Annotated in this window: 22 protein-coding genes; 21 read left to right on the top strand and 1 reads right to left on the bottom strand. The window is 56.1% G+C overall.

Annotated elements, in window-relative coordinates; translation table 11 throughout:
• Window positions 1-42: 42 nt before the first annotated feature.
• Complete coding sequence (locus ACAF76_RS19375) at window positions 43-771, bottom strand: hypothetical protein (RefSeq protein WP_421617278.1); 729 nt, start codon at window positions 769-771, stop codon at window positions 43-45.
• A 193-nt stretch (window positions 772-964) separates the two neighbouring features.
• Between ACAF76_RS19375 and ACAF76_RS19370 the strand changes: the two genes are divergently transcribed.
• The 21 genes from ACAF76_RS19370 to ACAF76_RS19270 all read left to right on the top strand — a co-directional run bounded on the left by ACAF76_RS19370 (window position 965) and on the right by ACAF76_RS19270 (window position 23862).
• Window positions 965-3385, top strand: a complete 2421-nt coding sequence (locus ACAF76_RS19370; RefSeq protein WP_421617277.1) for a heavy metal translocating P-type ATPase — start codon at window positions 965-967, stop codon at window positions 3383-3385.
• A gap of 42 nt (window positions 3386-3427) precedes the next feature.
• Entirely contained in the window at window positions 3428-3628 is a 201-nt protein-coding gene (locus ACAF76_RS19365) for a copper ion binding protein (protein WP_421617276.1), read from the top strand.
• A gap of 256 nt (window positions 3629-3884) precedes the next feature.
• Window positions 3885-4706: a PHP domain-containing protein gene (locus ACAF76_RS19360; RefSeq protein WP_421617275.1), complete on the top strand. Its 822-nt coding sequence runs from the start codon at window positions 3885-3887 to the stop codon at window positions 4704-4706.
• Window positions 4682-5464 carry a sugar phosphate isomerase/epimerase family protein gene (locus ACAF76_RS19355; protein ID WP_421617274.1) on the top strand — a complete coding sequence of 261 codons (783 nt, stop codon included), beginning with the start codon at window positions 4682-4684 and terminating at the stop codon, window positions 5462-5464. Before ACAF76_RS19360 ends, ACAF76_RS19355 begins: the two co-directional genes overlap by 25 nt.
• A gap of 17 nt (window positions 5465-5481) precedes the next feature.
• Entirely contained in the window at window positions 5482-6246 is a 765-nt protein-coding gene (gene surE, locus ACAF76_RS19350) for a 5'/3'-nucleotidase SurE (RefSeq protein ID WP_421617273.1), read from the top strand.
• Between the two features lie 55 nt (window positions 6247-6301).
• On the top strand, window positions 6302-7396 hold the full coding sequence (locus ACAF76_RS19345) for an extracellular solute-binding protein (RefSeq protein ID WP_421617272.1): 1095 nt from the start codon (window positions 6302-6304) through the stop codon (window positions 7394-7396).
• Window positions 7386-9128, top strand: a complete 1743-nt coding sequence (locus ACAF76_RS19340) for an ABC transporter permease (protein ID WP_421617271.1) — start codon at window positions 7386-7388, stop codon at window positions 9126-9128. Before ACAF76_RS19345 ends, ACAF76_RS19340 begins: the two co-directional genes overlap by 11 nt.
• Window positions 9125-10174 (top strand): ABC transporter ATP-binding protein, encoded by a 1050-nt coding sequence (locus ACAF76_RS19335; protein WP_421617270.1) that lies wholly within the window; start codon window positions 9125-9127, stop codon window positions 10172-10174. Before ACAF76_RS19340 ends, ACAF76_RS19335 begins: the two co-directional genes overlap by 4 nt.
• Window positions 10175-10261: 87 nt before the next feature.
• Window positions 10262-11218, top strand: a complete 957-nt coding sequence (locus ACAF76_RS19330) for a sporulation protein (RefSeq protein WP_421617269.1) — start codon at window positions 10262-10264, stop codon at window positions 11216-11218.
• Window positions 11219-11394: 176 nt separating this feature from the next.
• Window positions 11395-12075, top strand: coding sequence for a sporulation membrane protein YtaF (ytaF, locus tag ACAF76_RS19325; protein WP_421617268.1), 681 nt, complete (start codon window positions 11395-11397; stop codon window positions 12073-12075).
• Window positions 12076-12177: 102 nt separating this feature from the next.
• On the top strand, window positions 12178-14979 hold the full coding sequence (locus ACAF76_RS19320) for a calcium-translocating P-type ATPase, SERCA-type (protein ID WP_421617267.1): 2802 nt from the start codon (window positions 12178-12180) through the stop codon (window positions 14977-14979).
• A 60-nt stretch (window positions 14980-15039) separates the two neighbouring features.
• Window positions 15040-15726, top strand: a complete 687-nt coding sequence (yunB, locus tag ACAF76_RS19315) for a sporulation protein YunB (protein ID WP_421617937.1) — start codon at window positions 15040-15042, stop codon at window positions 15724-15726.
• Window positions 15727-15801: 75 nt separating this feature from the next.
• Window positions 15802-16812 carry a stalk domain-containing protein gene (locus ACAF76_RS19310; protein ID WP_421617266.1) on the top strand — a complete coding sequence of 337 codons (1011 nt, stop codon included), beginning with the start codon at window positions 15802-15804 and terminating at the stop codon, window positions 16810-16812.
• A 114-nt stretch (window positions 16813-16926) separates the two neighbouring features.
• Complete coding sequence (locus tag ACAF76_RS19305; protein WP_421617265.1) at window positions 16927-17748, top strand: SPL family radical SAM protein; 822 nt, start codon at window positions 16927-16929, stop codon at window positions 17746-17748.
• A gap of 120 nt (window positions 17749-17868) precedes the next feature.
• On the top strand, window positions 17869-18318 hold the full coding sequence (locus tag ACAF76_RS19300; RefSeq protein WP_421617264.1) for a DinB family protein: 450 nt from the start codon (window positions 17869-17871) through the stop codon (window positions 18316-18318).
• Between the two features lie 91 nt (window positions 18319-18409).
• Window positions 18410-19399: a helix-turn-helix transcriptional regulator gene (locus ACAF76_RS19295; RefSeq protein WP_421617263.1), complete on the top strand. Its 990-nt coding sequence runs from the start codon at window positions 18410-18412 to the stop codon at window positions 19397-19399.
• A 197-nt stretch (window positions 19400-19596) separates the two neighbouring features.
• Window positions 19597-20685, top strand: coding sequence for a PAS domain-containing sensor histidine kinase (locus tag ACAF76_RS19290; RefSeq protein ID WP_421617262.1), 1089 nt, complete (start codon window positions 19597-19599; stop codon window positions 20683-20685).
• A complete protein-coding gene (locus ACAF76_RS19285; protein ID WP_421617261.1) occupies window positions 20660-21316 on the top strand; it encodes a response regulator in 657 nt (218 codons plus the stop codon). The genes ACAF76_RS19290 and ACAF76_RS19285 overlap by 26 nt, the downstream gene beginning before the upstream one ends.
• A gap of 205 nt (window positions 21317-21521) precedes the next feature.
• Window positions 21522-21683, top strand: coding sequence for a cytochrome c oxidase subunit 2A (locus tag ACAF76_RS19280; RefSeq protein WP_421617260.1), 162 nt, complete (start codon window positions 21522-21524; stop codon window positions 21681-21683).
• Window positions 21684-21707: 24 nt separating this feature from the next.
• Entirely contained in the window at window positions 21708-22175 is a 468-nt protein-coding gene (locus tag ACAF76_RS19275; protein ID WP_421617259.1) for a cytochrome c oxidase subunit II, read from the top strand.
• A 16-nt stretch (window positions 22176-22191) separates the two neighbouring features.
• Complete coding sequence (locus tag ACAF76_RS19270) at window positions 22192-23862, top strand: b(o/a)3-type cytochrome-c oxidase subunit 1 (RefSeq protein ID WP_421617258.1); 1671 nt, start codon at window positions 22192-22194, stop codon at window positions 23860-23862.
• The last annotated feature ends 76 nt before the right edge of the window (window positions 23863-23938 follow it).

Genomic DNA, 23938 nt, shown 5'->3' with positions numbered 1-23938 from the left:
TCCATGCAGTTCAATCGCTTCTCGCATGGTCGCGCTTCTTTATTACTGTCTGTGAACATATTGAAACAAAATATAGGTCATCGCCAATACGGGTTCCAGCTCCTCAAATCCGTTCTCTACTTTGAATTGATAGTGAGGCTGGATGAGGTCGGAACGCCTGCCTGACGCAATGACCTGATCGCCGAGGAGAACGTCGGTGTGCGAACCGATCCCGAACGATCGAAAGTAGTACGGCGTGTCGTTGATCTCCAGGATGAGGCCTTCTTGCAGTTTGACGGCATTTTGGAAGGAGTAGTCCGTCTTTGCGTGTCCGATCACCTGACCGTTGCGCTCAATCAGCCAGTTTTCGTTCATGGCCAGCCTTTTTTGCTTCTTTTGCTCGACAAAGCGTACGGTTTCGCCGCCTGCCAATTCAAAGGAAAGGTTCATGTACCACTTCCCGTCGCCTTCCACAATACCGTTTACCCAATATTGCCACCAATGCTGGTAGAAGCGACGATATACTCCGATTTTGTGCGCATCCTTGTAAAGCAGCTTCTTGCCCGTCGAAGACCGCTCCCCGATCCGCGTACTCCAATGGTGTGCTGCTTGTGGTGGCTGGTATTGTTCATCACGTCGCAGCATCCGTCTATGAATCAACCAGACGATAAGCGAGCCAACCGGGAACAAGAGCAAAGACAGAAGTTGTTCCCACTCGAATTTTCCCAGAATGAAAAAACGAACTACCATAGCGATGGAGCCCATGAGAAAGAAAAACAGCAGTTTGACCAAAACCGGATCGCTCCCATCTGACAAAGATTCTGTCATTGTAAAGGAATCTGGCCGGAATTGTCACGGGTTTTCAAAAATGTCTTGCTATACCCCTAGGGGGTATTGTATGATGAGAGTGTCATAACAGATCAGTCAAAAGGGAAGACTATACGGAATTATATACCCCACGAGGGTATTTTAGGGGGAGTGATCCATGAGCGGGAAGACAAAAGAGGCCACGCTGCCCGTTTCCGGAATGACGTGTGCCGCTTGCGCCCTGCGGATCGAAAAAGGTTTGGGCAGGATGGAGGGGATAGAGTCAGCCAGCGTGAATCTGGCCCTGGAAAAATCGACGGTTTCCTATGACCCGTCGAAAGTCGACATCGATGCTATCCGCGGAAAAATCGAAGCCCTCGGGTACGCTGTGAAGGGCGACAAGGTGGAACTGTCGATCTCAGGAATGACGTGCGCGGCCTGCTCGGCACGAATCGAAAAGGGGCTAAACCGTCTGCCGGGCGTGCTGAAAGCCCATGTAAACCTGGCCTTGGAGACGGGGACGGTCGAATACGATGCTTCACAGATCGGCGTCGCTGATTTGCTGCGCCAGGTGGAGAAGCTGGGGTATCACGCGGTGCGCAAGGAGGAGGAAGCGGGCGAATCCGAACGGGACCGCCGGGCAGAGGAGATACGCAAGCAGCAACGCAAATTCCTCATTTCCGCGCTGTTTTCCTTGCCGCTGCTTTGGGCGATGGTCAGCCATTTTTCTTTCACTTCATTTATATGGCTGCCAGAGTTGCTGATGAATCCGTGGGTGCAGCTCGCTCTTGCTACACCTGTCCAGTTCGTCGTCGGCGCTTCCTTTTACGTCGGGGCGTACAAGGCATTGCGCAACAAAAGCGCCAATATGGACGTCCTGGTCGCGCTGGGAACGTCGGCAGCCTACTTTTACAGCGTGTACCTGACGATTGCGTCGATCGGCTCGCACGCCCACATGGTGGAGCTGTACTTCGAGACGAGTGCCGTATTGATTACGCTGATTTTGCTGGGCAAACTGTTTGAGGCGAAAGCCAAGGGCAGGTCGTCGGAGGCAATTCGCAAACTGATGGGCTTGCAAGCCAAGACGGCGACTGTCATTCGCGACGGAGCGGAGCTGACGATTCCGGTGGAAGAGGTGCGACCGGGAGATGTGCTGCATGTAAAGCCCGGAGAAAAGCTGCCGGTCGACGGTGTGGTGCTGGAAGGGCAGTCTTCCGTCGATGAGTCGATGCTGACCGGGGAGAGCATTCCGGTCGACAAGCAAGCTGGCGATGCCGTGATCGGGGCGACGATCAACAAGCATGGGGTGTTGAAGATCGAGGCGACCAAGGTGGGCAAGGACACTGCGCTGGCGCAGATCATCCGCGTCGTCGAAGAGGCGCAAGGTTCCAAGGCGCCGATCCAGCGTCTGGCCGACAACATCTCCGGGATCTTTGTGCCGATCGTCGTCGGCATCGCCATTCTTACCTTTGCCATCTGGTATTTGTTCGTCTTGCCGGGAGATTTCGCGCAAGCGCTGGAAAAGGCGATAGCGGTACTGGTCATCGCCTGCCCATGTGCGCTTGGTCTGGCGACGCCAACTTCGATCATGGCTGGCTCCGGGCGGGCTGCGGAATTCGGCGTTCTGTTCAAAGGCGGCGAGCATCTGGAAACAGCGCATCAAGTCGACACGATTGTTCTCGACAAAACCGGTACTGTTACCAAAGGTGAGCCAACCTTGACCGATGTCGTCGCAGTCGAGGGAGACGAGAGGGAGATGCTGGCGCTCGTCGGAGCTGCTGAAAAACACTCCGAGCACCCGTTGGCCCAGGCGCTGGTACAAGGCATCGCAGACAAGGGAATTGACGTATCGGCAGAGCCGACCGGCTTCGCGGCGATACCCGGTTACGGTATTCGCGCTGTTGTCGCAGGCAAAGAGGTGCTGGTCGGGACGCGGCGTCTGCTCGAGCAGGAGCAGGTGTCTTATCGTCAGATCGCAGATACCATGCTCGCTCTGGAGCAGGCAGGGAAAACAGCGATGCTCGTCGCCATCGACGGCAGACTGGCGGGCATGGTGGCTGTAGCCGACACGATCAAGCCGACTTCTGCCCAAGCTGTGGGTCGTCTCAAAGCGATGGGACTAAACGTCGTTATGATGACGGGCGACAACCGGCAGACGGCGGAAGCGATCGCCCGCGAGGCAGGAATCGACCAGGTGATTGCCGAAGTGCTGCCAGAGGGAAAAGCCGCCGAAGTGAAAAAGCTGCAGCAGCAAGGAAAAAAGGTAGCAATGGTCGGCGACGGCATCAACGACGCGCCCGCCCTGGCGACGGCCGACATCGGCATGGCGATTGGCACCGGTGCCGACGTAGCGATGGAGGCAGCCGACATCACCCTGATGCGCGGTGATTTGACCAGTGTCGCCGACGCTATCGTGATGAGCCGCAAGACGATCCGCAACATCAAGCAAAACCTGTTCTGGGCCTTTGCCTACAACACGTTGGGCATCCCGGTGGCGGCGATGGGCTTTCTCGCACCGTGGCTGGCTGGAGCGGCGATGGCGTTCAGTTCGGTATCCGTCGTGTTGAATGCCCTGCGCCTGCAACGGGCAAGGCCGTAATGGCAGACAATCGATGCAAAGACAAAAGGAGGAGCATATTCGATGCAAACAAAAACATTGACTGTAGAAGGCATGTCCTGCAACCACTGCGTAAGCACGATTGAAAAAACACTGAAGGAGCTGGGCGCAACCGGTAAGGTCGACCTCTCCGCGAAAACGGTTGAAGTCAGCTACGACGAGAGCAGCCTGTCGCTCGATGCGATCCGGGAAGCGATCGAAGAGCAAGGATACGACGTAGTCTAATGTAAAAAAGAGGAAAAGGCGCTGGCCCGCCATGACAAGCGGGTCAGCGCCTTTTTTGTGCGCATTTCGTAAATATTTCGTAAATTGTTTACGCGTTCTTAATAAAACGCGAATCGAATCGGGGAAAAACGCATTTATACCAGGCCCTGGCTTTTATCAAACCTTACTTTGCCCTTCATATGGTGTTAACCAAACAGTCCTACAATGGGAGCAGACAAACGAAGAGCATGGCGAAATGAAAAACGGGGGATGGAACATGATGGATCTGCATGTGCACACCACAGCCTCGGATGGAAACATGTCTCCCCGTGAGCTGTTGATGGAAGCAAAGCAACGTGGTGTGCGCCACCTGGCAATCACCGACCATGATACAGTTGACGGTTACCTGCAGGCGCGCGAGGAAGCCAGGCAGATGGGGATCGCGCTCATTCCCGGAATTGAGTGGAATACCGACGGACCGGATGGCGAACTGCACATCCTTGGGTACGGCATCGATATTTCCGACCCGCACTTGCTGCATGTGATGGACAGACGGAGGCAGGAGAGACTGGAATGGATCGCGGAGATCGTCGAAGCCTGCAACCGGCTGGGGATGGAGGTCACGGTAGCAGAATGTCAGGCCAAGGCGCGAGGAAGTGTGCTCGTCCGCACCCACGTAGCGGAAGCATTGGTGGAGCGGGGCCATGCCTCCACGTCACAGGCTGCCTTTGAGATGTATTTGCGCAAAAATCGCCCGGCTTACGTGCCAAGACCGGCGTTCACCGCACGTGATGCCATCGAATGTACGCATGAGGCAGGAGGGATCGCGATTCTCGCCCACCCCGGCATTTATCCCGATCAGGTGCCTTTGGACAACCTGCTTTCCTATGGAATCGACGGGATCGAAGTGTATTACTCCCGCCATTCTTTTGCGCAGATGGCCTATTGGGAACGAGAAGCCAAAAGGCACAGTCTGCTTCGCTCCGGAGGCAGTGACTTTCACGGACACCATTCCCGCAACCCCCATCCCGTGGGAAGCGTGCCCATCCCAGCCGAAGTAAAGGAGTGGTGGACGTGCTGTATGTTTCCTCGACACTGATGTGGGCTTATCCGGTGGAGGATGCGTTGCCGATCGCCCGCCAATACGGGTTTGGCGGAATGGAGGTATGGGCCGAGCATGTCTGGTTTCACCAAAGCGACGCGGGCAACATACGCGCTGCGGCCAAACAGTCCGGACTGAAGCTGACCCTGCATGCAGCGAGCTGGGATTTGAATCTGTGCTCGCTCAACCGGGGGATTCGCCAGCAATCGATTCAGGAAGTGATCCGTTCATTGGAGCTGGCGGGAGAGATTGGGGCTGGCAGCGTCACGATCCACCCGGGGCGGGTCACCTTGTCGCAGCGTCATCGCGGATGGCATGAACCGATTTTGATCGAGAGTCTGAACATCCTGGCGAAAGAAGCAGTGGATCGGGGGCTTGCCTTATCCATCGAGCATATCGAGCCGCTGCCCAAGGAGATGGTCGTCACGCCCGTGGAGCTGAATCGCCTGCGTGCGGCGCTGGACTATCCGACGACTGCTACCTTTGATATTGCGCATGTGCCGCTCACGACATCGCTTGCAGAGTTTTACAAACAACTGGACGGCATTGACAAAATCCACGTGAGCGATGCCACATCATCCAAGCTGCATCTGCCATTGGGTACGGGCAACATCGATCTGGAGCGGATATGGCCGCTGCTCTGGCAAGCGGAAAAGCCGATTGTCGTAGAGGGACTGGATGAATCCCGCGATCTGGGGCTGCTGAAAGCAAACGTGTCGTATCTGCAACAGTGCAATCATTGTGTCTCATTTTGACAGGAGGAATTTTTGCCTTGAATATTCTCATCACAAATGACGACGGTATCTTTTCCAACGGCGTGCTGTGCCTGGCACAAGCCTTGCTGCCGTTCGGAAAGGTGTCGATCGTCTGCCCTGACCAGGAACGAAGTGCGATCAGCCACGCGATAACCTTGAAATCTCCCGTGAAGGCAAACAAGGTGAATTTTTTCGACACCTCGCTGGAGGCATGGGCAGTCAACGGTACACCGGCCGACTGCGTCAAAATGGCGATCGAGGTCATCCTCAAAGAAAAACCGGACGTTATCGTTTCAGGGATCAACCGCGGTCCGAATCTGGGCAGAGATGTCTTCTACTCGGGCACGATCTCTGCCGCCATCGAAGGGGCCATGTACCAAATTCCTTCGATCGCAGTCTCGCTGGCCACGCTGAAGCCGAACGCGTCCTTTTCACTGATGGAGCAGCTCGCCTATGACGTGTTTGAGACGCTGTTCCGGCACAAGCTCAGCGCAGATACTGTCCTCAACATCAATCTGCCGTACCTGTCCAAAGAAATGGTGAAAGGGGTAGCAGTCACGCCTCTGGCAATGGATGTACTGCGCTACCAGTACGTCGGGCTGAACGACCCGCAGGGGTATTTGTGCTACTGGTTGTCCGACAATCTCAGCGAGCTGTACTTCGATGACGAGGAATCAGACTATTACAAGCTGCGCGACGGATATGTCACGATTACGCCGCTTCAATTGAACATGACGAATACTGCGATGAAAACGAAGATGGCGAAATGGTTCGCAAACTGATCCAAACAAGAGGGAAGTTGCTTTTCGCAAATCGCAAATTTGGGAGGAATGGAACATGAAGCGCGTTACCTTGAAAAAATGGACAATCTCTCTACTGGCCGCTGTATCGGCTATCGGACTGGCAGCTTGCGGTTCGGCACCTGTATCCTCGCCTCAAAACCAAACGCCGGCTCCTGCCAGCACGCCAGCTGCAAGCGGTGCTGCCGAGGCGCAACCGGAAGCTCCAAAAGTAGAAGGAACACTGACTTTCTACACCTCACAGCCCGATGCGGATGCCGCGGCATTGATTGAAGCCTTTACGAAACAATATCCGGATGTAAAGGTGGATCTGTTCCGCTCCGGTACCGAGGAAGTCATCAGCAGATTGCAGGCAGAGGCTCAGGCAGGACAGGTAAAAGCAGACTTGCTGTTGGTCGCTGACGCCCCTACATTTGCCTCGCTCAAAAAACAGGATCTCTTGCTCTCCTACAAATCTCCGGAAGCCGAAGGGATTCCCGCAGACCTGAAAGATCCGGACGGTGCCTACACGGGTACAAAGGTGATGGCGACAGTATTGGCAGTCAATACGAGCAAGGTCACGACACTGCCGGATAGCTGGCAGGTACTGACGAGCGCCGAGACGGCAGGCAAAACGATTATGCCAAGCCCGCTCTACTCGGGTGCTGCGGCATACAACGTCGGTGTGCTGACGCGTCAAAGCGATTTTGGCTGGGAGTTTTTTGAGAAGCTGAAGGCCAATCAGGTCATGGTGACCCAAGGTAATGGAGCGGTGCTGAAAAGTGTTGCCGGCGGAGAAAAGGATTACGGGATCGTCGTCGATTATCTGGTAGCCAACGCCAAAAAAGACGGCTCCCCGGTCGATCTGATCTACCCGAAGGAAGGCGTACCGGTCATTACCGAACCGGTCGGGATTTTGAAAGATTCTGCGAATCCGGAAGCTGCCAAGGCATTTGTCGACTTCGTACTGTCTGAAGAAGGGCAAAAGCTCGCAGCCAGCCTGGGCTACACGCCGATTCGCGAAGGCGTTCCGGCACCGAACGGCCTGAAAGCACTGGATCAGATCAAGGTGCTGTCTGCCGATACGAATGAATTGGAAGCGTCGCGGGAAGAGGATAAAAAGAAATTTGGAGAGATGCTGGGTGGCGAGTAACTGGCAAACGGCAGTAACCGAACAGCAAACGGGGAAGCGGCGGAAATTCGCCGCTCCCCTTTCACTTGAAAAGGCGACACTATGGATCATCCTGGTGCTGGTCGCCTTCTTTTTTGTCTATCCTCTGTGGAAGCTGCTCCTGCTTAGCCTCAAGACCGATGCCGGATGGGGATTGGGCACCTTTGCGGAAGTCTTTGCGAATCCCCGGACGTGGACCGCGGTTCAACACACATTTGTCGCAGCAGGTGTCTCCACCGGGATTGCCTTGCTGATCGGAGTCGTTCTGGCCTGGCTGTGTGCGTATACCGATATTCGCGGCAAGGCGGTCATTCATCTGTTCGCCTTGCTGCCGCTGTTGATCCCTTCCTACGTCATGACGCTGGCCTGGACGCAGATGGCAGGCCCGGCAGGCTTGCTGAACCGGCTGGCTAGCTGGCTGGCGGGAACGCAGGTCGAGCTGTGGAATGTGTACGGGCTGGACGGGATTATCGTCGTGATGGGATTGACCCACTATCCGCTCGTCTACATGCTGACGCTCTCTGTGCTCTACCGGATACCCAAGGAACTGGAATGGGCTGCCCGCTCTTCCGGAGCAAGCTCCTGGACGGTTTTCCGTCAGGTGACATTGCCGCTCGCCTTGCCGGGGATTGCCGGAGGCGGATTGCTCGCGTTTATCTCGGGATTGGACAACTTCGGAATTCCTGCCTTTTTGGGAATACCGGAGAATATTTCTGTATTGAGCACATTAATTTACGAGCAGGTCATCGGCTTTGGTCCCACCGCTTTTGCCCGTGCTTCCGTACTCTCCATTTTGCTAGGCGCGATTGCGCTTTTGGGGACAGGACTGCAGTGGCTTTTACTGCGCAAAAGCCGTGTGGATCAGACGAGCGCGGAAGATCGATCGGTTCGCAGCTCGCTGGGGAAACGCCGCGTGATCGTCGAGGGAGCGGTATGGTTTTTCCTCTTGGCGACGAGTCTGCTGCCTCTGCTCTCGATGGCTTCGACTGCGTTTATCAAAGCGTACGGATTGCCGTTTATCGCTGAAAACTTGACCTGGAAGCATTTTCTCTTTGTCCTGCACGATCACGCAGGCACACGCGACGCCATCTTCAACAGTCTGCTGCTGGCCAGTTTGTGCGGCATCATCTCCATGGTCATCGGTACGTTGTTTGCGTACTGGCGGATTCAGCGTCCCTCGCTGGTCGGAAAAACGATGGAAAGCGCGGTGTCGCTTCCGTACGCCTTGCCGGGAATGGTACTCGGTCTGGCGATGATTTTGACCTGGATCGAACCGATTCCTGGCTGGCAGCCGGGCGTATACGGCACGATCTGGCTGATTTTGATCGCGTACGTGACCCGCTTTCTGATCTTGCAGGTGAAAAGCAGTACGGTATCGATCATGCAGGTCGGCAAGGAAGTCGAGGAAGCGGCTCGCATCAACGGAGGACGGGTGTGGACGAGATGGCGGCGCGTCCTGCTGCCGCTGTTTGCGCCGGGGATGCTGACCGGTTTGCTGCTCGTCTTTTTGACTGCGTTTACCGAGTTGACGATTTCGTCCCTGCTCTGGTCATCCGGTTCGGAGACGATCGGGGTAATCATTTTCGGCTTTGAGCGGGCGGGCTATACGACACACAGCACCGCGCTGTCTACGGTGATTGTGACGGCGATCCTGGTGCTGCTGGCTGCAGGCGGTCTGTTGAAACGATACTGGCAACGGAGGGTAGAAGGATGAACAACGCTGTCGTAACAGGAGTATCAAAGAAATTTGGCGAGGTTACAGCCCTTCATAGCATTGACTTGCAGATTGGCGACGGGGAATTCGTCGCTCTTTTGGGGCCGAGCGGATGCGGGAAAACGACGCTGCTGCGTCTGTTGGCCGGATTCGAATCGCCGACGAGCGGAGAAATCTGGATCAACCACGAGCGGGTCGCAGACGGGTCGTACCGCAAGCCGCCGGAGCAGCGGCGGATCGGCATGGTGTTCCAGTCATTCGCGCTCTGGCCGCACATGACCGTCTATGAGAATGTCGCTTTTCCGCTGCGCCATCAGCAGGATGTACCGGATGCCTACCGCCAAAACCCCCGCGAGCGGGTGGCGAAAATATTGGACATGGTCGGCCTGGGCGGGATGGAAGAACGGTACCCCAGCCAGTTGTCAGGCGGGCAAAAGCAGCGCGTCGCCCTGGCGAGAGCGATTGTATTCGATCCCTCGCTGCTTTTGATGGATGAGCCGCTGAGCAGCCTGGACGCCGAGCTGCGCATGCAGATGCGCAAAGAGATCCAGCATATTCACCGGGAGCTCGGGACCTCCATCGTCTACGTCACGCACGACCAGTCGGAAGCGCTTGCGATGGCGGATAAAATCGTCGTCATGCGCGGCGGCAAAGTCGAACAGGCAGGTACGCCGCAGGAGATTTACTACTCTCCGCAGTCGAGCTTTGTCGCCAAATTCGTAGGTCGTGCCAACTTTGTCAAAGGAAAATGGTCGGACAGGGAGACGTTTATCATGGAAGGGCAGGACATTCCCGGCATCCGTGTGGCGCACGACTATTCGCCCTTTTACCAGGAAAACGTGCTGCCGGTACGGCCCGATCAGGTCAAACTGCGAGCGTGGCAGGACGGAACAGAAGCGATCCGCGGGCGGGTGAAGCACGTACAGTTTCAAGGACGGGAGCTGCTCTACTCGATTCAGGTCGGCGGGGAAGAATGGGAAGCGGTCTGCGATATTCGCGATCAGTTTGCCTTCGGTGAGGAAGTCGCGGTAGAACTCCACGTCTGACAGCGGAATAGCCGCTCGCACCCGGAGAACCTCTTTGGTACAATACACATATAAGCGAAAGCTGATTTGTATGAGGAGGATAAAGGGATGTTCAAAAAGCTAATGGCAAAGTTTGGCGTGGGAGCTGCCAAGATTGATCTTCGTTTGGATGGCCAGGGCTATCGCCTGGGTGAGACGATGACAGGGGTAATCCGGATTGAAGGCGGGAATGTCGAGCAGCGCATCGTCGATCTGAAGGTCGCATTGCTGATGAAAGTCTCGCTGAGAGGCAAGGAAGTGATCAAGACGGTGGAGACGTATCCGGTGAAAAGCAACTTCACTGTCCAGCCAAATCCTGCTGTTCAGGAAATCCCCTTTTCGTTCCAGGTTCCGGCGGGATTGGCCGTTACCGCTCCTTCTGTTTCGTATAACTTGCAAACCAAGCTGGATGTGGAAATGGCGGTTGACCCGACCGATATGGACCTGGTCGTGATTCTTCCTCCCGAACCGGTGGAGCGCGTGCTGCAAGCATTGGAGCGCAGCGATTTTCGCCAGAAGCCGGATTCGGGCAAACTGACACAGTACGGACAGGAATTTTCGTTTTTCCCGGGTAGCGATGTGGGACTGCCGTTGAAAGAGCTGTCTGCGATATTCTTTGCAGGACCGGAAGAATTGCGGATGCTGGTCGAGCTTGACCTGGTTGGCGCTCAGTTGGGGCGTGACAAGGAGTACAAGGCCGAAATCATCGTCCCGCAGGAGCTGCTCGCTGCCGGACAGGAAGAGGCGCTGTCCCGCTTTTTGCTGGATAAAATCCGCGAGTACGCCAACAATCCGCAAGCGATCCCGTATGCGTCGATGGCAGCGTACAACCAGGGAGCAGGCGGTCATGCCCGTTCCGGGATGGGCGGTTTGATCGGCGGTATGGCAGCCGGTTTTCTCGGGGGCATGCTGCTCAATGAGATGATGTCCGGATTTGGCGAGGAAATGGCGGGGGATGAAGCTCTTTCCGCAGATGAAGAAATGGATATGGGATTTGACGACTTCGACGGTTTTGACGAGTTTTGATTGAGGAGAAAAGGTACGGCCATCCGCTTGCTTGCAAGACAGCGAGCGGATGGCTTTTTTGTACGCAAAGTTCGAAGTCTGCACCTAAAACGTAGCCTCTGTTCCGTTTTCTGTATGCACGTTGGATGGGCCATCCGCGTATACCTAGTAGGCAACGGGAAAGAGGTGACCACATAATGAGCGGATGGCTATCACTCCTGCTCGTTTCCCTGGCCATCAGCATGGACAGTGTCAGCGTCGGCCTGACGTATGGTTTGCGGAAAATGAGAATGCCGTTTTTCTCTCTCGTCGTCGTATCTGCCTGCTCGTTTACTGTCGTCTATGGTGTTATGCTGGCTGGCTCCTCGCTTACGATGTGGCTGACGCCCGAGCTCGGCCAATTGATCGGTGCCGCTGTACTGATCGGCATGGGCCTGTTTACGCTTTGGCGGTTGTTTGTCGCCAAACCGTCGTCGAGCGAAGGCAGTCCGGATGTACGGACTGCTGAGGAAGCAGGCGCAAATCCCGAGCAAGCAAGCGCCGTATTGTCGCAGTTTCGCGTGTTCGGGCTAATCATTCAGATATTGCGGGACCCGTCCCAGGCTGACGCGGACCGATCCGGGCACATCATGGGTTGGGAGGCTGTCATGCTGGGGCTTGCACTGTCGTTGGATGCGTTTGGAGCAGGAATCAGTTTGACCTTTTTGGGGTATCCACCCCTGCTCGTCTCCTTGTGCATCGCCGCCATGAGTTCCTTGCTGCTGCGCATCGGCCTTGCGCTGGGCAGCCGCGTCGGCAACAATGCATGGCTGGCGAAGCTGACCTGGCTGCCGCCGATTTTGTTGATCTGCATCGGAGTAGCCAAAAGTTTGCAATAAAATGGGCGAACCTGTCCTCTTTGCGGGACGGGTTGTTTTATTTTCTGGCTCGTCTGCATAGACATGAAATGAGTTGAGAAGCTCTGGATGGAGGAGATGCAGGTGGATTCACAGCCAATTCGGAAATGGTACACGCTGGCGTCAGCCGATGTGACCAAAGTCCTTCAAAGTGACGCGACACAGGGGCTGACGCAGCGGGAGGCAGAGCGGAGGCTGGCTGCTATCGGGGCCAACAGGTTGGCTGAAAGCAAGAAAAAGCCTCTTTATACGCTCTTTCTCGATCAGTTCAAGGATTTTATGGTCTTGATCTTGTTCGTCGCCACGTTGATTTCGTATTTTCTCGGGGAGTACCTGGATGCGATCACGATTATCGCCATCATCATCATCAACGGGGTATTGGGCTTTATCCAGGAATCACGGGCGGAGCGTTCACTGCAGGCGCTCAAGGAACTGGCTTCGCCGATGGCGAGAGTGGTGCGGGACGGAGAGATTGCCATGATCCCGGCTTCCCGTCTCGTTCCGGGCGATGTCGTATTGCTCGAAGCAGGCGACCGGGTGCCTGCCGACCTGAGGCTGCTGACTTCCAACCGTCTGGAGATAGAGGAATCGGCACTGACCGGTGAATCCGTCCCCGTCAGCAAGACGACGGTTCGTCTGGACTACGCGTCAGTCGATTCGGACCTGCCTTTGGGCGACCAGAAAAACCTCGGCTTCATGGGAACGATGGTCACGGGCGGCACTGGCAGCGGCATCGTCGTCGGGACGGGGATGAACACGGAGATCGGCAAAATAGCCCACATGATGAACACGGCTCAGGAGGCGGAGACACCTCTGCAAATTCGCCTGGAGCAAATGGGCAAGCTGCTCGTCATCGTCGCGCTGCTGCTGACGATCGTCGTCATCGTCGCCGGGGTATGGCACGGCCATGAGCTGTTTACGATGTTCCTCGCCGGGGTCAGCCTGGCTGTAGCGGCGATCCCCGAAGGGCTGCCTGCCATCGTCACTGTCGCGCTGGCTCTCGGTGTGCAGCGGATGATTCGGCGCAATGCGATCGTCCGCAAGCTGCCCTCGGTTGAGACGCTGGGCTGCGCTTCCGTCATTTGTTCTGACAAAACCGGCACGCTGACCCAGAACAAAATGACTGTCACCCATGTATGGCACAGCGATACGACCTACGAGGTCAGCGGCAACGGCTACGAGCCGGAGGGTTCCTTTACCTTGCAGGGAAAAACGGTTTCACCCGGTCGCGACGGCGCGCTCAACCAAATCTTGCGCATTGCCGACCGCTGCAACAATGCCCGTCTCACCAGCGAGGAGCAAACTGCGCGCAAGCTGCTGGGATTGGGCAAAACGACGCGTGTATGGAACATCGTGGGCGACCCGACGGAAGGTGCGCTCAAGGTACTGGCGGCAAAAGGCAAGGCGATTCTGGGCGAAAAGGGAAGAAACGGACAGGCGGCTGACCGCGTCGAAGAATTTCCTTTTGATTCCGAGCGAAAAATGATGTCGGTCGTGGAAAAGGGAAGCGACGGCAGCTACGCACTGTTGACAAAGGGAGCGGCGGAAGCGGTGCTGGCCCGTTGCAGCCACATTTTGTGGAAGGGCGAGCTGCAGCCGCTGACAGCCTCCATTCGCCACCGCGTGCTGGAACAGACGGAAACGATGGCTTCCCGTGCGCTACGCGTACTCGCCTTTGCCTACCGCAATCTGCAAGGCTATCGTCCCGGCCAGCCAATTGGCGTGATGGAGAGCAATCTCGTTTTTGTCGGTCTGGCGGGAATGATTGATCCCCCGCGCGATGAGGTGCGTTCGGCGATAGGGCTGTGCCATCAGGCAGGAATCAAGACAGTGATGATAACGGGCGATCACAAGGTGACGGCGGAGGCGATCGCGCGGCAGATCGGAATGACCCGCGGCTACGGGGAAGTGCTGGAGGGGCGTGAGCTGGATAAGCTGACAGACGAACAGCTCGCCGAGTACGTCGACCGCATCAACGTATACGCCCGCGTCTCGCCGGAGCACAAGCTGCGCATCGTCCGCGCCCTGCAAAGCAGAGGCCATGTGGTAGCGATGACAGGAGACGGCGTGAACGATGCCCCGGCGATCAAGACGTCTGACATCGGGATTGCCATGGGCATTACCGGGACGGACGTGACCAAGGAAGCGGCGGACCTGGTGCTGCGCGACGACAACTTTGCCACCATCGTCGCCGCTGTCGAGGAAGGGCGCAATATTTACGATAATATCCGCAAGTTTATCCGTTATCTGCTGGCTTCCAACGTCGGCGAAATTCTCGTGATGTTCTTTGCCATGCTGCTCGGCCTGCCTCTGCCGCTGGTGCCGATCCAGATTTTGTGGGTCAACCTGGTGACGGACGGACTGCCGGCGATGGCGCTGGGAGTGGACCCGGCAGAAAAAGACACGATGTATCAGCGGCCGCGCAACAAGAACGAAAACATTTTCAGCAGGGGACTGGGCTGGAAGATCATCAGCCGCGGCTTTTTGATTGGCGCGATGACCTTGCTCGCATTCTGGCTGACGCTGCGGGAAAACCCGGACGATCTCGTCCATGCGCAGACGGTCGCTTTCGTCACATTGGTAATGGCGCAGTTGATCCATGTCTTTGACTGCCGCAGCCAGTACAGCGTGTTCCACCGCAACATCTTTGAAAACAAGTACCTCGTCTGGGCAGTGATCTCCTCCCTGATCATGGTCCTCGGCGTAGTCTACATGGATGCGCTGCAACCCATCTTCAAGACGACCGATCTGAACCTGCGCGATTGGGCGCTGATCCTCGTCACGGCAGGCGTCCCGACGTTTGTGGCCGGGATCGGAGGCGTCCTCTTCGGACAGCAGCGGCATAACAAAAAGCAAGGCGCGTCGATGCGTACCGTACGCTCCTGACCGGGCACCGGGGCGAGACGGCAATACAGGAGAGAGGGATCGCACGTGCGCTACAAACGGATGCGTTGGCAAAGGCGCGGCAGACGCATGCTGGCGGTGGCTGTCGTCCTGCTCGGGGTGCTGGGGATGCTGTTTTTCATCGTGGAGCGGCAGGTTCAGCCGACCTTGATGCTCATCGCCCAGGCCAAGGCAGAGCAAGCGGCGAAGCTGGCGATATCGGATGCGGTCACCAAGCGCCTGAGCCAACAAGGGGTCGATTTCAACCAGATTGTCCGAATGGAAAAAGACAATGACGGAACGATTCGCGCGGTCAATTTTAACCTGAACGAGTATTCCCGCATCGTCGGGGAAACTACCTCGCGCATCCAAAACCGGTTGCGAGAGTTCGAGCGGGAAAACGTCGAGACGTCGATCCCGCTCGGCCTGGCTACCAAAAATGTCTTCCTCGAGCATATCGGTCCACAGATCCCCGTTACATTCACGCCCATCGGTGCGGTCAAAACGCGCTTGGAAACCGGGATGAAAGAGGCGGGGATCAACATGGTGCTGGTCACGGTCTACATCTACGTCCAGGTCGATTTGCGCGTCATCATTCCGTTTGCGACCGATCAGCAGACGGTCACCACCCGGCTCCCGATTACGGAAGCCTTGCTCGTCGGCAAGGTGCCGGACTATCTCTACGACAATTCTGCGGGCAAGCCTGACGTGCCGATGCTGCGCCCGCCAGAGCAGCAGGTACAACCGTGAAACGTTTTGCGGATGCCTCCGTCCAATGAATAGACAGATCGAAACAACCACAGAATGATAATGGAGGCTACGCATATGAAAAAACTTGAAAAAGGCTTTTTGGCTATAGCGGCACTGGCCGTCTTTGGAACCAATATTTCAGCGGTTTCGGCAGCTTCAGAAAATGAGCTTGCCGTCGAAGTAAACGGCAAACCGATTCAACTTGCGGCGATTGCAGCACCGGCACAAAAGGGCTATTTGCTTCCGCTTCGGGAGGTAGCAGAAAACCTTGGCTTTGAAGTCACGTGGAATACTGCGCTGAAAGCAGCGGAAGTTAGGAAAGGAGAGATCGCCGGACAGGTGAAGCTGGGAGATGCTCATCAGGCGCAAGCACTTAGCATCCAGGCAGTGGATCACCCGTCGATTCTCGTAGATGGCAACACCTATGTGTCGATGTCGTTCGTCGAAGAGGTAATGCAGGCTGAGGTGACAGTAACGGAGGATGCGATCAGCGTGACGGAGGAAGAAATCGATACTGCTCCGCCGGTAACCGGAACCGTCACAAAGATTATGAAAAAGGAAGACGGAAGCATCTCCTTCCTGCTCAACGGCTATGAAACGGGGATCATTCTCCACATCAGCGACGAAACAAAGATTACGGGCGCTGACGGAAAAGAGCTGACAGCACAAGACTTGAAGCTGGGCATGAAAGTGGAAGCGGTCCATCCGAATTTCATGGCTTTGAGCATGCCGCCACAGGCCGGTGCGATCACAATCGTCGTGCAGGATAGCCTGGAAGTCCAGGATGTGCTCGGCACAGCAGGCAAACTGGCGAGCGTCGAGACAACTGCGGATGGTCACCACAGGATTTTGGTAGAAGGGGAAGCGTTGAACGAGGGTGCGCCTGAAAAAGTAGTGCTGGTGGTAGACGAGAATACCGAGATCGTCAACGCGCGCGACCAACAGCCGATGAAGGCAGAAGAGCTGAAACCAGAGATGAAGGTGTACGCCTTCTACGGACCTGTCCTGACACGCAGCATGCCGCCACAGGGAGTTGCCCAAAAACTGGTCGTGGAAATTCCGCAGACCGCATCTGAAACGGAATAAGATCATATGAGGAAAAGCGGTCCCGATTTGCATCGTGGGCCGCTTCTTTTATTCTGGCTGCAAAAGGATTATTATGGTTCATAACATCGGCTGGCGGGAAAGGAGGACGAGTGCATGAACCCGTCCATTTTCTACAAGCATCCGAAGACATTGCTCAACAAAGGGACTGGCTTTTTAACCGATTACACCCATTCGCTCAATCCGTATACAGGCTGCTCGTTTGGCTGTGCGTACTGCTACGTGCGGCAAATGCCCGTGTCGCTGTTTCGCCAGCAGGAGTGGGGAACGTGGGTGGACGTCAAGCAGGAGGCGGCTGCGCTTTTGCGCAAAGAGCTGCGGCGGGCCAAGGCAAAAGGGATGGTGACGATTTTTATGTCGTCGAGTACCGATCCCTACCAACCCGTCGAACACAAGGAGCAGGTTACCCGCTCTTTGCTTGCGGTCATGGCAGAAGAACCTCCTGACTTTCTCTTGGTACAGACCCGCAGCCCGCTGGTAGCCAGAGACATCGAGTTGCTGCAGCGCCTGGGAGACAGAGTGAGAGTCAGCATGACGGTAGAAACCGATCGTGAGGACATTCGCAGGCACTTCACTCCCCATGCTCCTCCCGTACAAGCACGGCTGCAGACACTCCGACGCTTGCGAGATGCGGGCATCCCGGTGCAGGCTGCGATTGCGCCGCTTCTGCCGAGCAGCGAGGGGTTTGCCGAAACACTGGCTGCCGCAGTAGACCGGGTCTGTCTCGACGACTACTTTAGGGGAGATGGCAGCGGGGGCAGGCGAACGCAAAAAATGGGCATAGCTTCTATGTATCGGGAGCTGGGTCTGGAAGAGTGGTATCACCCCGATGCTTCTCGCATGGTCTATGACAGGCTAGCCCGCGTCTTTTCCACCGACCGGATTTTTGTGAGCCAGCAGGGGTTTGCTCCGCGTTAACCGCGTAAAAAGAATCCGTACCCGCTTTTTCTTGCTTCACTGACAGCCTTTGTCAGTGGAGCTTTTTTATACTTGCCCTGTAGACGAAAACATTTTGATTTTTTTCAGGGAGGATGCAGGATGATTACAAGCGTAGAGCAATTTGTTACGGAATGGACGCAGGAGTCTGAACAGACGGTACGACTGTTGAGCTCCTTGACAGATGAGTCGCTGCTGCGGCGGATTGCACCAGGGCATTGGACGCTCGGGGAAATCGCTTGGCATTTGGTGGGATCGCTTCATTACATGACGTATTTGGGCTTGTCGTTTCCAGCGCCTCGGGCCGAGCAACCGATGACAGCAGCGGAAATACTCGAGGCGTACCGCATGATTAGCCGTGATATGCTGGCGGCAGTCCAGACCCAGTGGGGCGATGACAGTTTGCAGGAGGAGAGGGAAATGGCCGGAGAACGGTGGAAGAATGGGGCTTCTCTTCGCTTTGTGCTCATGCACCAGGCCCACCATCGCGGTCAGATGACGGTGCTTATGCGGCAGGCGGGAATCGCGGACATCCCGAGAATGTACGGCTGACACTGACGAGCGGGACAGATTCGCGGTCTGGTTTGCTCCATCGTGCTGACATGGTAGAATGAGGAAAAATCTCGGCAAGAGGGTGTCCCCTGTGTCAAAAACAGACAATATGCTGTCCATCCTGTGGCTGTTGAAGTCAGGCAGACGAATGACCGCCCGGCAGTTGGCGGACGAATTGGAGATCCACATTCGCACCGTGTATCGCTGCATTGATTCGCTATGCGCCAGTGGCGTACCGATTATCGCCGAGCCGGGTCATCACGGCGGCTACCGTATCATGGAGCATTTTGCAAAGGCACCATTGCTGTTTAGCATGGAGGAACAAAAGGCGCTGATTCACGCCTCGATTTTTGCGCGGGACAGCGGCTATCCGTTTACGGACGCGTTGAATCGGGCGGTGGGAAAGCTGAAGCGGTACACCAACGAAGAGCAGCTCGCATGGATGGAACGGCACGCGGAAGGCTTCTCGGTGATTCATCCACCGTCCAATGCTGCCTTGCAGATGCGCTTGCAGTTGCTGGCGGAAGCGACAGCACAGGAACAAACGGTGGAGTTGGAATACGTGAAAGACAGGGGGATCGAGCCGACAATCCGCAGGCTAGACCCGTACGGCATCGTCCATTGGAAGGGAAGCTGGTACACGGTAGGATATTGCCATGTGCGACAGCAGTACCGCAGCTTTCGCGTGGATCGCATCGTTCGGGTGGAGCATACCGAGCAGTCCTTTCAGCGGCCGGACTCGTTTTCCCCTCGTGACTTTCTTTTGCAGAACCTTTTGCCTGGTTCGCTGGATGCGGAATCCCTCCTGACTGTACGCATCCAGGGAAGCGAGCAAGCACTCGATGAATTGTGCAAGCACTGGCTGTTTGCACACGCCTTGCTCGAACGCACGGGGGGACAAGCAATGTTTCGTCTCGGCGAGGATTCGCTTCGCACCTATGTGCCGTATTTTTTGCTGCCGTATGGCAAAGCGATTGTGATCGCGGAGCCGGACATACTGCTGGACAAGATGATCGAAGTAACGAGCGGCATGGCCGCCCACTATCGGATGATGAAGGAAAAAGAGGAGCTTGCGACATGAGCAAATTTGGTCTGTATGGAAAATTTATTGCCCATCCCGGCAAACCATGTTCCCCTCGTATGGATCGTGTTCGGCCTGTCCGTTTTCAAAAAACTGCAGCCGACAGGGGTGTATAAAAACAGGGAATTCCCTGATACACTTTCCGTCCCGAAAGACCTACAATGACAGTAATTCGTATTGTCAAAAAGGAGGAGCGCATGGGCACGTTGAAGGAAGAACGCGGCACGACGGGTGAAGCCGCATTGTTGGAGTCCATCTTTGCCAACGTGAGTGACGCGATCCTGGTGGTCGATCGTGACGGCTTGATCGCGATGGCCAATTCCGCGCTGGAGCGCATGACGGGCTGGAGCAAGCATGAGTTGATCGGGGTCCGGCACATTTGCGAAATATGCAGAGGCATGGCGACTTGTCTGGAAGAAAAGACATGTGCCGATTGCTTTTTTACCCAAGCACAAATGCCGTCCTTCGAGATGCGGCTGCGTACGAAAGACGGCCGGGAATATCCGGTGGCGGCAAGTTCGGCTCGGCTGCCTGACGATTCCAGCAACAAGCTGGTGATGATTGTGCGCGACATGTCCGCCCAGCAGCAGGCGGAGAAGGAACGCTACCAGAACAAGCTGACCAACTACGCCATCCAGGCCCAGGAGGAGGAGCGCAAGCGGATTGCCCGCGAGCTGCATGACGGCATCGGGCAGGCGCTGTACAGCATTTTGGTCGGCCTGAATGTGATCGGACAGGGCAATCTGACCGAAGCGAACCGCCAGCACGTGAATGACCTGTTGCAAATGACGGCCAAAGCGATGGAGGAGGTAAAGCGGATGGCGCTGGAGCTTCGTCCCTCTGCCCTCGACGATCTCGGACTGCTGCCTGCTCTGCGCTCGCTGATGAAGCGGGTGGAGAAGAGCTTCGACCTCCAGGTAGAGCTGCATGTGCAAGGGGAGCGGCGGCGCTATGCCGCAGCCGTGGAAACCGCCCTGTACCGCATCGTCCAGGAGGCGATGACGAACGCCGCGAAGTACGCCCAAGCCAGCAAGCTCGGGATCATGTTTGAAGACAGGGAGAAAGAAATCGTCGTGACGGTAGTGGATGACGGCGTCGGTTTTGATGTCGAGCGTGCCTTGCGCGAGGGTAGCGGACTGGGGCTGTTCGGGATGCGGGAGCGGGCACAGCTCGTCGGCGGCACACTGGAAATTCGCTCTGCGCCGGATGACGGCACTACGCTGATCGTGCGAATCCCGCTGCCCAAGGAGGGAAATGAAGATGTCCATACGCATCCTGATCGCTGACGACCACGCGATCGTTCGCTCCGGTCTTGGCATGCTGATTAACGCCCAGGAGGATATGCAGGTGGTCGGCTATGCCGCTGATGGCAAGGAAGCGTGCGAAAAGGCGCTCGAACTGCGACCGGACGTAGTCCTGATGGATTTGAGCATGCCGCCGGGTGAAAACGGCTTGACGGCGACAGCCAGGCTCAAGGAGACGGCTCCAGAGATCCAGGTGCTCGTCCTGACGATGCACGATGACGAAGAGTACCTGTTTCGCGTACTGCAGGCAGGCGCTGCCGGCTACATCCTGAAAAGCGCCCCCGACCTCGATCTGATTCAGGCTATTCGCACGGTCGTACAGGGAGACGCGTATCTGTACCCGTCTGCCACCAAGTCGCTGATCGAGGAATTTCTGGCCATGGTCAAAAAAGGCGAAGAGCAGGCCAAGTACGAGATTTTGACGGAGCGGGAAAAAGAGGTGCTCGTCCTGATCGCCAAAGGCTTCAGCAACAAGGAGATCGCTGAGCAGCTCGTCGTGTCGGTGAAGACCGTCGAGTCGCACAAGGCGCATATCATGGAAAAGCTGCATCTGCGCACACGGCCGGATCTGGTGCGCTACGCGATCAAAAAAGGCTGGCTGGACTTCGAATAGTATCCAATACAAAATGCAGACGACTGGACTTTACCCGGTCGTCTTTTTTTGTCCAGAATGTGACCAAAAACAGGGAAAATCAGGAGGTTTCCCGGTCGTTATCAGGGATTTCCCTGAATTACTTCCCGCTTGTCGCGAGAGTAGAATGAAGGCGTGCAAGGAACCGCGCCATTATGCAAAAGCCTTGCGAAAGGAGGATAACGCGATGGAGACGCAGCACAGCGTGAACAGAGAGGGAAAAATGCCGGAGCAGACACAGCCGCAGCAGGAAAATCTCAAAGGTACGCTCGCTTCCGTGTTGATTGTCGGAGCCGTTATTTTGCTGAGCTGGTTTGGCATCTTCGGACTGTTTTTGGATCGGGCGTAACAAAAGGCGAGGAGGAATTCTGCTATGCATTTGCATCGATATGAAAAAATCTGGCTGATTCTCGGAGCCGGCGGACTGGCGTTGTTCATCGTGCTACTGTGCGTCAACGCGTTCGCTATGGGCATGGCTCCACCGAGCAATATGGCGATGATCGACCCGGCCGAGGTGACGGAGACACCCCCGTTTGACAATCCCGGTCTGAAGCAGGTAGGGGAAAACGAGTACGATGCCTACATGACGGCGTTCGTGTTTGGCTTTTCGCCTTCCAACATGGAGGTGCCAGTCGGATCGACGGTCAATTTTCACGTAACCAGCCCGGATGTGATTCACGGGTTCCAGATCGTCGGGACAAACGTAAACTTCATGGTGATGCCCGGGCACGTCAACTCCGCGACACATACGTTTGACGAGCCGGGTGAGTACCTGATTTTGTGCAATGAATACTGCGGGATCGGCCATCAGGTGATGGCGACCACGATCACTGTAAAATAAGGGTAGGTGACAAACAATGGCCTTTTTGCGAAAGGAAGGGACCGCAACAACCGTAGCTGTCGAGGGTCCGTCTGCTCGTCTCAGTCTGGCGTATATCTGGGTGGCCTACATCGCCTTTGGACTGGCGGCGCTGGCCGGGATGGTGCAAGGCATGGTGAGAGGCGGCTTGATGGAGCTGCCCAGTTGGACCAACTACTATCAAATATTGACCGCCCATGGCGTATTGATGGCACTTATCTTTACCACATTTTTCATCATTGGCTTTCTCTATTCGGGGGTAGCCAAGACGACGGGAGGAGCGTTGCACCGGACTGCCCGCGGATACGGCTGGTCGGGATGGGTGCTGATGGTCGTCGGGACAGGGATGGCGGTCGTCACCATTTTGATGAACGAGGCTTCGGTCCTGTACACCTTCTACGCGCCGCTGAAAGCGCACCCGGTCTTTTACATTGGTACGGCGCTGGTTGTAGTCGGAAGCTGGCTGGCCGGCATCGGAATTTTTTCCAGCTACCGCAGCTGGAAGCGGCTGAACAAAGGCAAAACCTCTCCCTTGTTCGTATTTATGGCGGTGACGACGTATGTCATGTGGATCATCGCGACGATTCCGGTAGCGATCGAGGTACTGTTCCAACTGATCCCTTGGTCGCTGGGCTGGACCAGTACGATCAATATTATGCTGAGCCGCACGCTGTTCTGGTTCTTCGGCCATCCGTTGGTTTACTTCTGGCTGATGCCTGCCTACATCGCCTGGTACGTATGCGTGCCGCGCGTGATTGGCGGCCATATATTCAGCGACTCGCTGGCTCGCCTGGCTTTTATCTGCCTGCTGATTTTCTCCATTCCGGTCGGATTTCACCACCAGTTGATGGAGCCGGGAATCTCGCCAGGGTGGAAAATGATTCACGTCATCCTGACGCTGATTGTCGTAATTCCATCCTTGATGACAGCTTTCTCGATGTTTGCCACCTTTGAGATTGCCGGGCGCAAAAAAGGAGGAGTCGGCCTGTTCGGCTGGTTCAAAAAAATGCCCTGGACCGATGTGCGCTTCTTCGCACCGTTTGTCGGGATGCTGTTCTTCATTCCCGGTGGTGCCGGGGGGATTATCAATGCAAGCAACCAGTTGAACGCAGTCGTGCACAACACGATTTGGGTAACCGGTCACTTCCACATCACGGTCGGAGCCGCGGTCGCACTCACCTTTTTCGGCGTCAGCTACTGGCTGATACCCGTGCTGACAGGGCGCAAGCTGACACCTACGGCGAACCGCATGGGGATGGTGCAGACCGTATTTTGGGCCGTCGGGATGTTTCTGATGTCGCTGGCGATGCACACGATGGGCTTGCAGGGAGCGCCGCGCAGAACCTCGTATACGACGTACATGGACAACGCCACGGCAGTAGGCTGGATGGATTATCAGCGGGTGATGGCGTTTGGCGGCGGGTTGCTGTTCGTAGCGGCGGTTCTGTTGATTCTGATTTTGCTCTATCTCACCTTTTACGCACCCAAGGGGCATACAGAATACCCGATCGCAGAACCGGAAACCGAACAGCAGGCACCGGCCATTCTCGAGCGTTGGACTGTCTGGGTCGGGGTGGTAACCGTGCTGATCGTACTGGCATACGGATATCCGATTCTGGAGCAGATCCAGCACCAGGCTCCGGGTTCTCCGCCATTCCGAACGTGGTAGGATAAACGGGAAACATGCAAAAAGAAGCCACTCGCCAGTGACTGGTAGAGTGGCTTCTTTTCGTCTTGTCGCCCGC

The organism is Brevibacillus sp. TJ4, from assembly GCF_044627595.2.
Taxonomy (GTDB): domain Bacteria; phylum Bacillota; class Bacilli; order Brevibacillales; family Brevibacillaceae; genus Brevibacillus.
Note: the sequence above shows the minus strand (reverse complement) of the source record. Positions and strands in the feature narration are given on the sequence as shown.